The following is an 11,803-nucleotide window of genomic DNA, read 5'->3' on the forward strand; positions in this document are numbered from 1 at the left end:
ATGCGGCCGGCCGGGTCGAGCAGGCGGAACAAGCCGAAACGTTCGATCATGCTCCGGCCGAAGGCCGGCGGCGCCTCCGGGCGCATGCCTTCAGCGGGCGTCAGCGAAAACGCACGGTAGAGACCGGTCAGGGTGCCCAGCAGGGCCACCGCCAGTGCGAAAGCGCCGGCCAGGGCCAGGGCCGTGGGATGCAGCGACCAATCGAGGTAGGGGAAGCGGAAGAAATCGGCGTACATCTCCGCCATGCCATTGCCCAGCCAGGCCCCGGCGAGGATGCCGGGCGGCAGGCCGGCCAGCACCATCAGGCCCACCAGCGCGGCATAGTGCCGGCCGACTTCGGCGCGGGTGTAGCCAAACGCCTTGAGCACGGCGATCTGTTCGCGCTGGGTGTGCACGAGCCGGCCGATGACGATGTTGAGCAGGAACGCCGCCACGCCAAGGAACACCGCCGAAAACAGCCGCACCATCACCTGCAGCTGGGTCAGTTCCTCGTCCAGGAACCGGTGCGATGTCTGCAGTTCGCGACCGTGGGCGCCGAGCCCGCCGTAGGGCGCCAGCAGCACGTCGAGGCGATCGATGACATCGGCTTCGAGCGTTCCGCGTTCGAGCACCAGCACCAGGTCGTTGAAGGCGCCGTCGAGGTCGAAGGCGGCGGCCAGTGGCTCGCGCTGCATCCAGACCACGCCGTAGCGCAGATAGTCGGGAAAGGCGTCGCCCGGCCGGATCTGGTACACGAATTCCGGCGACAGGCCGATGCCGGCAACTTCAAGCACCTGGCGGCGGCCGTTGAGCACGGCGCCGATGCGGTCGCCCGGCCGCAGGCGATGCGCCTGCGCGAAGGCCTCGCCAAGCACGACCTCGTTGGCCCGCTGCGGGTCGGGCAGCCGGCCTTCGCGCAGGAACAGGCGGTTGAGTCCGGCCTGGCGGTCATCGGGCAGGGACACCACCAGGCCATTGACCGCGTCGTCGAAGCCTTCGACTTCGAGGTTCACGCCGGCCACCACGCGACCCTCGGCGCCCCTGACGCCCGGCAGCCGGCGCACGTCCTCGAGCAGGGGCCAGGGAGCCCGCTCGACCCGCGCGAACACCTCGGCGAACCGGTATTCGCCGTAGAACTGGGCGCGCGTGTCGTACAAGGCGCGATAGGCGGTGAGCGACATGACCAGCGTCGCGATGCCGGCCACCAGAACCAGCGCGATGGCCGCGGTCTGCCCGCGCAGCTGGCCCAGGTCGCGCAGCAGCTTGCGGTCCAGGGCCTTCACCAGCTCAGCTCCGAGGGCTCGGCGCGAACCGGGTTGCGCTGTTCGCCGGCGATCCGGCCGTCGCTGAGCTGGATCACGCGGTCCGCCATCCTGGCGATCACCGCGTTGTGCGTGATGATGACCGTCAACGCGCCGGTTTCCCGATGCGTGCGCGCCAGGGCCTCGAGCACCGTGATGCCGGTTTGTGAATCCAGCGCACCGGTGGGTTCGTCGCACAGCATCACGGCCGGGCGCTTGGCGATGGCGCGGGCGATCGCGACGCGTTGCTGTTCACCGCCGGAAAGCTGTGCCGGGAAGTGGTCCATGCGCTGCGCAAGCCCCACCATCGCCAGGGCCTCCTCGGGACGCATGGGCGCCATCGCGATCTCGGTCACCAGGGCGACGTTCTCGCGGGCCGTGAGGCTGGGGATGAGGTTGTAGAACTGGAACACGAAGCCGACGTGTTCACGCCTGAAACGCGTAAGCGCCGCTTCGCCGGCGCCGGTCAGCGGATGGCCCTGGCAGCTGACCTCGCCGGCGCTGGGCGCGTCCAGGCCACCGAGGATGTTGAGCAGCGTTGACTTGCCGCTGCCCGAGGCACCAAGCAGCACCACGAACTCGCCCGGCCACAGGTCCAGGTCGATGCCGCGCAGGGCGGGCACTTCGACCTGGCCCATGCGATAGGTCTTGGTCAGCCCACGGGCGCGGAAAACGGGGGTTTGTCCGGCGCCGGCGGCCACCGTCCCGTCCCTGGCCGCCTAGAGCTGGTTCGCCGCGAAGGTGTCGCAGCGTTCCACGTCACCCGATTCAAAGCCGGCCCGGAACCAGCGAACGCGCTGGGCGGCGCTGCCGTGGGTGAACGAATCGGGCACCACCTGGCCCTGGCCCTGGCGCTGCAGGGTGTCGTCACCGATGGCGGTGGCGGTGTTCATGGCTTCTTCCAGGTCGCCGTCTTCCAGCCAGGCGTGCCTGCGCTGGGCGTGGTGGGCCCACAGGCCGGCATAACAGTCGGCCTGCAGCTCCTGGCGCACCAGCGGGCCTTCGGCGCCTTCGACGTTGCCGCCGCGCTGCCGGATGGCGTTCACCCGGCCGGAAATACCGGTGAGCGTCTGCACGTGGTGGCCCACTTCGTGGGCGATGACGTAGGCCTCGGCGAAGTCGCCGCCGCCGCCGAGCCGGCGCTCCATCTGGTCGAAGAAGCTCAGGTCGATGTAAACCTTCTGGTCGGCCGGGCAATAGAACGGGCCCACCGCGGCGCTGGCGCCGCCGCAGGCCGACTGCACCTGGCCGCTGAAGAGCACCAGCTTCGCCGGCGTGTACTGGCTGCCGCTGGCTTCGAAGATCGCGCCCCACACGTCTTCGGTTTCACCCAGGATGCTGGCGACGAACTGCGAGGCTTCGTCGTCCACCGGCGGGGCATCGCCCGGGCCGGCGGAATCGGCGGGCATCTGCTGCTGCACCTGTGTCACCAGGCCCAGCAGTTCCATCGGGCTCTTGCCCAGCAGCAGGCCGATCACCACCACGGCGGCGACGCCGCCCAGGCCGAGCTTCAATCCGCCACCGCCACCGCCGCGTCGGCCGCGGATGTCCTGGACGTTGCTGCTACGACGTGCACTGCGCCATTTCATGGCCTTGCCTCCGCGGGGGACGGATTTGATTGTGGGCTATCGGGCCGGCTCAGGCGAGGGGCGGTCGGCGCGCAGCGCCTGCAGCGCCTTCTGGCCGGCGCGACCGTCGGCCGGCAGGCCAAGTCGGGCCTGCTCGATCGCCAGGGCTTCGCGCGTGAGTTTGCCGACCATGCCGTCGACCGGGCCGATGTCGTGGCCCAGGTCCACCAGGAGCTGCTGCAGTTCGCGGCGCTCGGCGCGCGACAGGCCCGGGTCATCGGTGGGCCAGGACGCCTGCAGCCCGTCGCCGCCGCGCAGACGCTGGGCCAGCAGGGCGATGGCCAGGGCATAACTCTCGGCGGCGTTGTAGGAATAGATGGCGTCGTAGTTGCGAAAGACGATGAAGGCCGGACCCTTGGGGCCGGCGGGAAGCAGCAGTGCGGCGGCGCGGTCGTCGGCCGGCAGTTCGCCGCCGTCGGCGCGTTCCAGGCCGCGGCTGCGCCAGGCCGACAGCGGCCGGCGCGTGGTGCGGCCGTTCACCGAGCTGTCGAAGCCCTTGGGCAGGGTCACTTCATGGCCCCAGGCCTGGCCGGTGCGCCAGCCGGAGCGCTTGAGGTAGTTGGCCGTCGAGGCCAGGGCGTCGGGGACCGAGCCGACCAGGTCGCGGCGGCCGTCGCCGTCGCCGTCCACGGCGATGCGCGCATAGGTCGAAGGCATGAACTGGGTATGCCCGAAGGCGCCGGCCCAGGAGCCGGTGAGGCCGCTGGCCGACAGGTCGCCGGCCTGGATCAGCTTGAGCACGGCGAACAGTTCGCCGCGGAAAAAATCCTGGCGCCGGCCGGCGCAGGACAGCGTCGCCAGCGAACGCAGCAGGGATTTGCTGCCGAAGGTGCGGCCGTAGTCGCTTTCCACGCCCCAGACCGCCACCACGGTGGCCGGATCGACGCCGTATTCCGATTCAATGCGTGCCAGCAGTCCGGCGTGTTCTTCCAGCAGGGCGCGGCCGTCGTCCACGCGCTCCTGGTCCACCAGGCCGGCCAGGTAGTCCCAGATGGGAGTCCGGAACTCGGGCTGGTAGTCCAGCGCCTCGAGCACCGAGGGGTCGGACACCAGGCCTTCGGTATGTTCGCGGAACAGGGTTTCGCCGATGCCGGCGGCGCGGGCCTTGGGCAGGAGGCCATCGAGGCAGGCCGACAGGTCGTCGGCCGCCAGGGCGGGCAGGGCGGCGGTGGCCAGCAGCAGGGAAGACAGCAGGTGGGGGATTCGCATGGCCGCCACTTTGCCAGCCCGGGTCTGAATCGTCGCCATGGCTCGCGTTATGCTGGCCCGGACCCCACGCACGGAGCCCAAGCCATGTCGCCCCAAAACACGGCCCGCCTGCTGTCTGGCCTGATCCTGCTGCCCGCGCTGGCGTTTGCCGGCCCGGCGCAGACGCCCGATGCCGATGCGCCGCCTGCGCAGGCGGCCGCCGACCCGGCTGCGGCCAACCTGGCCTTCGCGGCCGCGCTGGAGGCCTGCGTGCCCGCCAGCCACCAGTCGCCGCATCCGTTCGTGCGCGGCTTCGTCATCGAGCACAGCATCAGCGGCATGGACGACGAGCTCTGTGGCTACAGCCAGACCATGCCGGGCGACATGCGCATGGAGTGCAAACTCGACGAGCCCGGGCGCGCTGGCCTGGCCGCCGAGTTCCGCGAGCTGGCCGAAGGCCGCATGAGCGGCGGAACCGGCGAACAGCCGGCGTGGACCGGCGGCTGCGAGGTGCTGACGCCAGATGGCAAACGAATGAAGCTCAACCAGGATTGAGCGACCCGCACAGGAAAGGATTCCCATGGAACTGAACTTCACGATCGGCATCATCGTCGTCACCGGCCTGGTGTCGTGGCTGGCCTTCTCGAACGAAAAGCTGCTGCAGCAGCTGCTGCTGTGGCCGCCGGCGGTGACGCGCGGGCGCCAGTTCCATCGCTTCATAACCTACGGCTTCGTGCATGGCGACTTCATGCACCTGGCCTTCAACATGATCACGCTGTATTTCTTCGGGCGCCTGATGGAGGGTTTCTACGGCGACTACCTGGGCCCGCTGGGCTTCGTTGGTTTTTATCTTTCGGCCCTGGTGGTGTCGGCGCTGCCGAGCTACCTGCGCCACCGCAACGATCCCGAGTACGCCACCCTGGGCGCCTCGGGCGCGGTGTCGGCGGTGTTGTTCGCCTTCATCCTGCTCCAGCCCTGGCAGATCATCTACGTGTACGTGATCCCGGTGCCGGCGATCATCTACGCGGTGCTGTACGTGGGCTATTCGATCTACGCCGAACGCAAGCAGGCCGACCACATCAACCACAGCGCCCATCTGGCCGGTGCCGTCTACGGCGTGCTGTTCACGGTGCTGATGGAGCCGCGGGTGCTGGGCCACTTCTGGCAGACCCTGCTCAATCCCTGAGCGGAAGCTCCACGGCGGCGTGCGAGAATGCGCCATGACTTCCTTCAGCGCGTTCCCCTTGCCCACCGCCCTGGCCGAAACCCTGGCGTCGCTGGGCTTTGACACCCCGACTCCGGTACAGGCGGCCAGCCTGCCAGCCCTGCTTGAGGGCCGCGACGTCAGCGCCCGGGCCCGCACCGGCAGCGGCAAGACCGTGGCCTTCGGCCTGGGGCTGCTGGCGCGGGTCGACGCCGCCGCCGGCGGCGTGCAGGCGCTGGTGCTGTGCCCCACGCGCGAACTGGCCGACCAGGTGGGCAAGGAAATCCGCCGCCTGGGCCGCCAGCTGCCGAACCTGAAGGTGTCCGTATTCTGCGGCGGCGTGCCGCTGCGACCGCACCTGGCGTCGCTGGTGCATCCGCCGCAGGTGGTGGTGGGTACCCCGGGCCGGCTGCAGGAACTGATGGACGAGGGCGCGCTCAAGCTCGACGGCCTGCGCGTGGCCGTGCTCGACGAAGCCGACCGCATGCTCGACATGGGCTTCGCCGACGCCATCGCCGGCATCCTCGGGCAGGCGCCGGCCTCGCGCCAGACCCTGCTGTTTTCGGCCACCCTGCCCGAAGCGGTGCGGGACCTGGGCGCGCGTTACCAGCGCGACCCGGAATGGATCGAAGTGGCCGACCCCGAAGGCGAGGCCATCGAACAGCGCTTCTACGAAGTCGAGGCGCCGCGCAAGGCCGACGCCGTGGCGCTGCTGCTGGGCGACCTGGCGCCGGAATCGGCCCTGGTCTTTTGCAATACCCGCCGCGACGTCGCTCAGCTGCACGAAGACCTGCAGCAGCGCGGCTTCGCCGCCATGGCCCTGCACGGCGACCTCGACCAGCGCGAACGCGACGAAGTGCTGGTGCAGTTCACCAACGGCAGCTGCCGGGTGCTGGTGGCCACCGACGTGGCCGCGCGCGGCCTGGACATCGCCGGCCTGCCGCTGGTCATCAGCCACGGCCTGGCCAGCGACGCCGACATCCACACCCACCGCATCGGCCGCACCGGCCGCGCCGGCCTGGCCGGCAAGGCCCTGGCCCTGGTGTCGGGCGACGAACGTCGCCGGGTGATTCCGATCGAAGAAGCCCTGGGCGGGGCCGTGCGCTGGGAACGCATCGACCTGTCGCGCAAGCCGGCGCGACCGGCGCCGCCGGCGATGCAAACCCTGGTGATTGATGCCGGACGGCAGGACAAGCTGCGGCCGGGCGACGTGGTGGGCGCGCTGACCGGCGCCGGCGGCCTGGACGCGGCGGCGATCGGCAAGATCGCCGGGTTCGCGACCCGGACCTACGTCGCCATCGAACGCAGCCAGGTCCAGAAGGCCATGGACAGGCTGCGCACGGGCAAGGTCAAGGGCCGCAGTTTCCGGATCCGGAAGCTGGGCTGATGCCGGTGGCGGCGCCGGGCGCGGCCACGGCCCGCCCAGCGCGTCTGGAAATGCACGGGCACGGGTTCAGCGCGCCGGCATGGCGACGCTGGCCGCCGGGCTGCGGGCGGCGCGGCGGCGGTTGATCTCGGCGTCCAGGCGGCGGTATTCGGCGCTGCCGATTTCGCCGGCCATCACCAGCTCCCAGAGCTGGATGGCCAGTTCGTCGTCCAGGACCTGCTTGGTGGGGAAGGGGATGACGATGCCCATGGTGTTCTCCTGCGGGGTAGGGGGGTTGGCTTGCAGTAAAAGCGCTGCATATTCCGTGCCATGCCCCGGGGGGAGCCCGACCCGTGTGCAAGAAGAACGGCAGCCAACCCCAGCGGGGGACATCCGAGGCCGCCCGGACCCCCATATCTTCGGGTCGGGGCCGGAACCCGGCACTGGCGCCCGGGATGACTTGCCCGGCGCGCCGTGCCAGCATGCGCGCCACTTCTGACGCAGCGCGGCACCCATGCGAGTCAACAAGCACATCGCCGAAACCGGCTATTGCTCCCGCCGCGAGGCCGACCGACTGGTGTCCGAGGGCCGGGTCAGCGTCAACGGCGTGCGGGCCGGCATCGGCACCCAGGTCGGCCCCGAGGACGAGGTCCAGGTGGACGGGCAGGCGCTCAAGGCCCGCGAGGCGCGGCCGGGGCGGCGGCGCCACGTCTACATCGCGCTTTACAAGCCGGTGGGCATCACCTGTACCACCGACGCCTCGGTGAAGGGCAACATCGTCGAATTCGTCGGCCACGAGCAGCGTATTTTCCCGATCGGCCGCCTGGACAAGGACAGCGAAGGCCTGATCCTGCTGACCAGCAACGGCGACATCGTCAACCGCATCCTTCGCGCCGAGGAAAAGAAGGAAAAGGAATACCTGGTCGGTGTAAACAAGGCCGTCACCGAGGATTTCCTGCGCGGCATGGCCCGTGGCGTGCGCATCCACAACCAGATGACCCTGCCGTGCCGCACCCGCAAGATCGCGCGCTACGGGTTTTCGATCGTGCTCACCCAGGGCCTGAACCGGCAGATCCGCCTGATGGCTGCCGCCTTCGGCTACCGCGTTACCCAGCTGCGGCGCATCCGCATCGCCAACGTTAAGCTTGCCGAACTCAAGCCCGGCCGCTGGCGCAACCTGACCGACGCTGAACTGAAGGGACTGCTGCCGGGTGAAGAGGACTGGTGAGCCCAGGAGGCTGCGTTATCCTGTTCGCCGGCCCATCCGGGCCTCCCGGTCCACGAGTGGAGTTGTCTTGATGTCGCTGTCCCGCTGCCTGTCCGTCCTCCTGCTGGTGCTGGCGCTGCCCGTCGCCGCCCAGGTGAAACCGCTGCCCGCGCCAAGCCCGCTCGACGCGCCGCCCAAGGACGCGATCGAAACCGCCACCGGTATCTATTACAAGGTGCTCAAGCCGGCACCGGCGCCGGTGACGCATACGCGCGGTGATTTCATCGAGTTCACGGTCAACGTCTGGAGCGCCGACGGCGAGACCCGGATCAATGGCCAGCAGGCCGGCAAGATCCTCACCTCCATGCGGCGCCTGGTAAACGAGCAGCCGGCCATGGTGCGGGTCATCAAGAGCACGCCGATTGGCGAAACCCGCCGCTGGTGGGTGGACGCCGAGCGCATGAAACCCGGCTACCCGGGCATGCCCGACCTGGCGCACGTGTTCGACATCACCGTGCACGGCGAAAAGGACCCGACCCGCGCGCCGCCGGACGTGGCCGCGCCGCCTGCCGACGCCATCCGCACCGCCAGCGGCCTGGCCTACAAGGTGCTCGAACGTGGCAACCGCGCGCCCGGCCACCCCAGCGCCATGGACCACGTGCGCGTGCACTACACCGGCTGGACGCCCGCCGGCCAGGTCTTCGACAGCTCGCTGCACAAGGACAAGCCGGCGACCTTCCCGCTGCAGAACCTGATCGCCGGCTGGCGCGAGGGCATCTTGCTGATGCAGCGCGGCGACAGCTTCCGGTTCTGGATCCCGGGCCACCTGGCCTATGACAACGTGCCGGGCAACCAGGCGCCCAAGGGCATGCTGGTGTTCGACGTCACGCTGCTGGCGTTTGGCCCGATGGCGCCGATCCAGCAGCCGCTGGATGCCGACGGCAAGGTACCCGACTCAGCGCAGTAACCAGTCCGCGGCGGCCTTGCCCGCCAGCCGGCCGCTGGCGAAACAGGCAGTCAGCAGGTAGCCCCCGGTCGGCGCTTCCCAGTCGAGCATTTCACCGGCGGCGAACAGGCCGGGGCGGTCGCGCAGCATCAGGCCTTCGTCCAGTGCCTCGAGCCGGACGCCGCCGGCGGTGGAAATGGCTTCGGCCAGTGGCCGGGCCGCACGCAGCCGCAGGGGCAGGGCCTTGATCGCCGCCGCCAGCGCGGCCGGGTCGCCGTTGAGCACGTCGGCCGGCAGCACTTCCCGCAGCAGGCCGGCCTTGACGCCGCTGATGCCGGCCTGGCGGCGCAGGTGTTCGCTGAGGCTGCGGCCACCGCGTGGGCGGGCCAGGTCGGTGGCCAGGCGTTTGGTATCGCGTCCCGGCACCAGGTCGGCCAGCAGCACCGCTTCGCCGTCGCGCGCGATGCTTTCGCGCAGCTGGGCCGAAAGCGCGTAGACCAGGCTGCCTTCCAGGCCCGTGGCGGTCGCCACGCATTCGCCCTGGCGCCAGTGCGGCGGGCCCTTGCCGGCCAGCGCCAGGCGCAGGGGTTTGATCGGTGCGCCGGCGAAACGTCCGGAGAAGTGTTCGCTCCAACCAACGTCGAAGCCGCAGTTGGCCGGTTGCAGCGGGGCGATATCGACGCCGGCTTCGGCCAGGGGCAGGGTCCAGGCGCCGTCCGAACCCAGTTGCGGCCAGCTGCCGCCGCCCATGGCCAGCACCGTGGCGCCGGCCTGGAAGCGGCGTTCGCCTTCGGGCGTCTGGAAACGATGGGCGCCGGTTTCATCCAGGCCCAGCCAGCGATGCTGGACGTGGAAACGCACGCCCTGGTCGCGCAGCCGGCGCACCCAGCCGCGCAGCAGCGGGGCGGCCTTGAGGTCGGTCGGGAAGACCCGCCCGGACGAACCCACGAAGGTGTCCACGCCCAGGCCAGCGGCCCACTCGCGAAGTTGCTCCGGGCCGAATGCCTGCAGCCAACGTGTGACTTCGCCGCTGCGTTCGCCGAAGCGTCTGCAGAACTGGCCGAAGGCTTCGCTGTGGGTCAGGTTCAGGCCGCCCTTGCCGGCAATCAGCACCTTGCGGCCGACCGAGCCCTTGGCATCGAACAGGTCGACCTCGACGCCAGAGGCGCGGGCGGTTTCAGCGGCCATCAGGCCGGCGGGGCCGCCGCCGATGACGGCCAGGCCGGGGAGGTGGGTCGATGGCATGGGTCAATTATGCTTGTGCTTCCCCCATCCTGCCGAGGCCTTACACCCCGATCGTCGCCACCCTGGGCTACGTGCTGTCCGCCGACGGTCGGCGCTGCCTGATGGTTCATCGCAACGCCCGTCCCGGGGACAACCACCTGGGCAAGTACAACGGCCTGGGCGGCAAGCTCGAGCCCGAGGAAGACGTGATGTCCGGCATGCGCCGGGAAATCCGCGAAGAAGCCGGCATCGAATGCCTGTCCCTGCGCCTTCGCGGCACGATCAGCTGGCCGGGTTTCGGCAAGAACGGCGAGGACTGGCTCGGTTTCATCTTCCTGGTCGACGCCTTCAGCGGCGAGCCGCCCGCCAGCAACGCCGAAGGCGACCTGCACTGGGTCGGGCTGGACCAGTTGGCCGGGCTGCCGCTGTGGGAGGGCGACCGGCATTTCCTGCCCCTGGTCTTCGACGATGATCCACGGCCGTTCCACGGGGTGATGCCCTACCGGCATGGTCAAATGCTGTCCTGGGCAGTTTCTCGCTGAAAATGTCGCTAAAATGCCGGCAAGTTCGGTGAAATGGTTTCTGACAGGCGTTTGAAACCCCCTGAGCCTGTGGATAACCTAATTTTTACGCGCACAAGCGTATCCTTAACCGGTTCCAGCCGCCCGCCACGGGTGCTGGTACGGCTTTAAAGCTTTCCTTCGTGATCGCCCGGTCCCGGGTTCCGGGACACTCCGCCGCCTGGTTTGGGCCGCGGGACGATCGCGCTGCCATTCCATCACGCCAAGGAGCGCCGCATGACCGACACCACCAGCAGTATTTCCGACCTGATCGAGATCAGCGAGGATGGCACCGCGTTCTACGAAGAAGCGGCGCAGAAGGTGAAAGACAAAAAGGTCAGCACGCTGTTTGCCCGCCTGGCCAAGGCCAAGTCCGAGCTGGCCGCGGAGCTTTCCGCCGAGGTCAAGCCGGCGCCCAAGTCCAAGAAGCCCGTCAAGAAGCCGGCCAGCAGCCTGGTCGAGCTCAGCAAGGTCTACACCGGCATGCGCAAGCAGTGGCCCGACTCCCCGGTGGAGCGTTTCACCCGCATGGCCGAAATCGAAGGCCAGCTGCAGACCACCTTCCAGAAGGTCGTCCTGGACCGCGACCACAGCTTCGTGGTGCGCGTGCTGGCCAAGCAGTACGTGTCCAAGGCCGAAGTCCTGAACAAGGAACTGCGCGCCTGCCAGCGCAACGCCTGATCCACCCGACCCAAAAGAAAACCGCCCGAAGTGATTCGGGCGGTTTCTTTTTGCCTGGTGCTTGTGGTTATTCGGCGTCGGGTTTGGCTTCCAGGCCGCGGCGCTTGAGCAGCGGGCCGACTTCCGGGTCACGGCCGCGGAAGTCGCGGAAGATCTGCATGGCGTCGGCGCTGCCGCCGCGCGAAAGCAGGGTCTTGCGGAAATGGTCGCCGTTCTCGCGGCTCAGGCCACCGTTTTCCTTGAACCATTCCACCGACTCGGCGTCGAGCACTTCCGACCACAGGTAGGCGTAATAACCGGCCGAGTAGCCGCCCATGATGTGCGAGAAGTAGGCGCTGCGGTAACGCGGCGGAACCGGCGCGTAGTCCAGGCCCGCGGCCTTGAGCGCCTTGGCTTCGAAGGCCAGGGTGTCGGTGGCGACGTTGCCGGCGGTCTGCTGGTGGATGGACTGGTCGAGCATGGCCGCGGCCAGGTACTCGGTGGTCGCGTGGCCCTGGCCGTACTGTTCGGCGGCCAGCA

General features: G+C 69.2%; 14 protein-coding genes. 7 read left to right on the forward strand and 7 right to left on the reverse strand.

What is annotated here, in order from left to right; translation table 11 throughout:
• The 4 genes from AACZ35_RS08110 to AACZ35_RS08125 form a co-directional block, all read right to left on the reverse strand.
• Positions 1 to 1,262 (reverse strand): ABC transporter permease (locus AACZ35_RS08110; protein ID WP_339828070.1); only part of this gene is annotated, 1,262 nt, incomplete at its 3' end.
• Positions 1,259 to 1,918 (reverse strand): ABC transporter ATP-binding protein, encoded by a 660-nt coding sequence (locus AACZ35_RS08115; RefSeq protein WP_339828072.1) that lies wholly within the window; start codon positions 1,916 to 1,918, stop codon positions 1,259 to 1,261. The genes AACZ35_RS08115 and AACZ35_RS08110, both read right to left, overlap by 4 nt.
• 81 nt (positions 1,919 to 1,999) lie before the next feature.
• On the reverse strand, positions 2,000 to 2,869 hold the full coding sequence (locus AACZ35_RS08120; protein ID WP_339828074.1) for a neutral zinc metallopeptidase: 870 nt from the start codon (positions 2,867 to 2,869) through the stop codon (positions 2,000 to 2,002).
• A gap of 36 nt (positions 2,870 to 2,905) precedes the next feature.
• Positions 2,906 to 4,117 (reverse strand): lytic murein transglycosylase, encoded by a 1,212-nt coding sequence (locus tag AACZ35_RS08125; RefSeq protein WP_339828076.1) that lies wholly within the window; start codon positions 4,115 to 4,117, stop codon positions 2,906 to 2,908.
• Positions 4,118 to 4,201: 84 nt separating this feature from the next.
• Here AACZ35_RS08125 and AACZ35_RS08130 point away from each other — a divergent pair, with 84 nt between their 5' ends.
• From AACZ35_RS08130 to dbpA, 3 genes are read left to right on the forward strand one after another with little or no spacing between them, the layout of a single operon-like run.
• Positions 4,202 to 4,651 (forward strand): hypothetical protein, encoded by a 450-nt coding sequence (locus AACZ35_RS08130; protein ID WP_339828078.1) that lies wholly within the window; start codon positions 4,202 to 4,204, stop codon positions 4,649 to 4,651.
• 25 nt (positions 4,652 to 4,676) lie between these two features.
• Positions 4,677 to 5,282, forward strand: coding sequence for a rhomboid family intramembrane serine protease (locus tag AACZ35_RS08135; RefSeq protein ID WP_339828082.1), 606 nt, complete (start codon positions 4,677 to 4,679; stop codon positions 5,280 to 5,282).
• Positions 5,283 to 5,316: 34 nt separating this feature from the next.
• On the forward strand, positions 5,317 to 6,687 hold the full coding sequence (dbpA, locus tag AACZ35_RS08140; protein ID WP_339828085.1) for an ATP-dependent RNA helicase DbpA: 1,371 nt from the start codon (positions 5,317 to 5,319) through the stop codon (positions 6,685 to 6,687).
• Between the two features lie 66 nt (positions 6,688 to 6,753).
• On the opposite strand, the gene AACZ35_RS08145 is transcribed toward dbpA, so the two are convergent.
• Complete coding sequence (locus AACZ35_RS08145) at positions 6,754 to 6,936, reverse strand: hypothetical protein (RefSeq protein ID WP_339828087.1); 183 nt, start codon at positions 6,934 to 6,936, stop codon at positions 6,754 to 6,756.
• A gap of 244 nt (positions 6,937 to 7,180) precedes the next feature.
• Between AACZ35_RS08145 and AACZ35_RS08150 the strand changes: the two genes are divergently transcribed.
• Both AACZ35_RS08150 and AACZ35_RS08155 read left to right on the forward strand, forming a co-directional pair.
• A complete protein-coding gene (locus tag AACZ35_RS08150; protein WP_339828090.1) occupies positions 7,181 to 7,894 on the forward strand; it encodes a pseudouridine synthase in 714 nt (237 codons plus the stop codon).
• A gap of 70 nt (positions 7,895 to 7,964) precedes the next feature.
• On the forward strand, positions 7,965 to 8,840 hold the full coding sequence (locus AACZ35_RS08155) for an FKBP-type peptidyl-prolyl cis-trans isomerase (protein WP_339828092.1): 876 nt from the start codon (positions 7,965 to 7,967) through the stop codon (positions 8,838 to 8,840).
• On the opposite strand, the gene AACZ35_RS08160 is transcribed toward AACZ35_RS08155, so the two are convergent.
• Positions 8,829 to 10,064: a TIGR03862 family flavoprotein gene (locus AACZ35_RS08160; protein ID WP_339828094.1), complete on the reverse strand. Its 1,236-nt coding sequence runs from the start codon at positions 10,062 to 10,064 to the stop codon at positions 8,829 to 8,831. The two genes, AACZ35_RS08155 and AACZ35_RS08160, sit on opposite strands and share 12 nt — an antisense overlap.
• On the opposite strand from AACZ35_RS08160, the gene AACZ35_RS08165 reads away from it, so the two are divergent.
• A complete protein-coding gene (locus tag AACZ35_RS08165; protein ID WP_339828096.1) occupies positions 10,058 to 10,585 on the forward strand; it encodes an 8-oxo-dGTP diphosphatase in 528 nt (175 codons plus the stop codon). The genes AACZ35_RS08160 and AACZ35_RS08165 overlap by 7 nt on opposite strands.
• 255 nt (positions 10,586 to 10,840) lie before the next feature.
• Positions 10,841 to 11,284 carry a PA2169 family four-helix-bundle protein gene (locus AACZ35_RS08170; protein ID WP_339828098.1) on the forward strand — a complete coding sequence of 148 codons (444 nt, stop codon included), beginning with the start codon at positions 10,841 to 10,843 and terminating at the stop codon, positions 11,282 to 11,284.
• Between the two features lie 67 nt (positions 11,285 to 11,351).
• Here AACZ35_RS08170 and AACZ35_RS08175 read toward each other — a convergent pair.
• Positions 11,352 to 11,803 (reverse strand): M3 family metallopeptidase (locus AACZ35_RS08175; protein WP_339828100.1); only part of this gene is annotated, 452 nt, incomplete at its 5' end.

The sequence above is a fragment of the uncultured Arenimonas sp. genome, assembly GCF_963976025.1.
Lineage (GTDB): Bacteria > Pseudomonadota > Gammaproteobacteria > Xanthomonadales > Xanthomonadaceae > Arenimonas.

Bases quoted from the DNA above. Each gene is read 5' to 3' on its own strand.
- dbpA (WP_339828085.1), top strand. From the start codon at position 5,317: ATGACTTCCTTCAGCGCGTTCCCCTTGCCCACCGCCCTGGCCGAAACC.
- AACZ35_RS08130 (WP_339828078.1), top strand. From the start codon at position 4,202: ATGTCGCCCCAAAACACGGCCCGCCTGCTGTCTGGCCTGATCCTGCTG.
- AACZ35_RS08170 (WP_339828098.1), top strand. From the start codon at position 10,841: ATGACCGACACCACCAGCAGTATTTCCGACCTGATCGAGATCAGCGAG.
- AACZ35_RS08135 (WP_339828082.1), top strand. From the start codon at position 4,677: ATGGAACTGAACTTCACGATCGGCATCATCGTCGTCACCGGCCTGGTG.
- AACZ35_RS08115 (WP_339828072.1), bottom strand. From the start codon at position 1,918: ATGGGCCAGGTCGAAGTGCCCGCCCTGCGCGGCATCGACCTGGACCTG.
- AACZ35_RS08165 (WP_339828096.1), top strand. From the start codon at position 10,058: ATGGCATGGGTCAATTATGCTTGTGCTTCCCCCATCCTGCCGAGGCCT.
- AACZ35_RS08150 (WP_339828090.1), top strand. From the start codon at position 7,181: ATGCGAGTCAACAAGCACATCGCCGAAACCGGCTATTGCTCCCGCCGC.
- AACZ35_RS08125 (WP_339828076.1), bottom strand. From the start codon at position 4,117: ATGCGAATCCCCCACCTGCTGTCTTCCCTGCTGCTGGCCACCGCCGCC.
- AACZ35_RS08155 (WP_339828092.1), top strand. From the start codon at position 7,965: ATGTCGCTGTCCCGCTGCCTGTCCGTCCTCCTGCTGGTGCTGGCGCTG.
- AACZ35_RS08145 (WP_339828087.1), bottom strand. From the start codon at position 6,936: ATGGGCATCGTCATCCCCTTCCCCACCAAGCAGGTCCTGGACGACGAA.
- AACZ35_RS08160 (WP_339828094.1), bottom strand. From the start codon at position 10,064: ATGCCATCGACCCACCTCCCCGGCCTGGCCGTCATCGGCGGCGGCCCC.
- AACZ35_RS08120 (WP_339828074.1), bottom strand. From the start codon at position 2,869: ATGAAATGGCGCAGTGCACGTCGTAGCAGCAACGTCCAGGACATCCGC.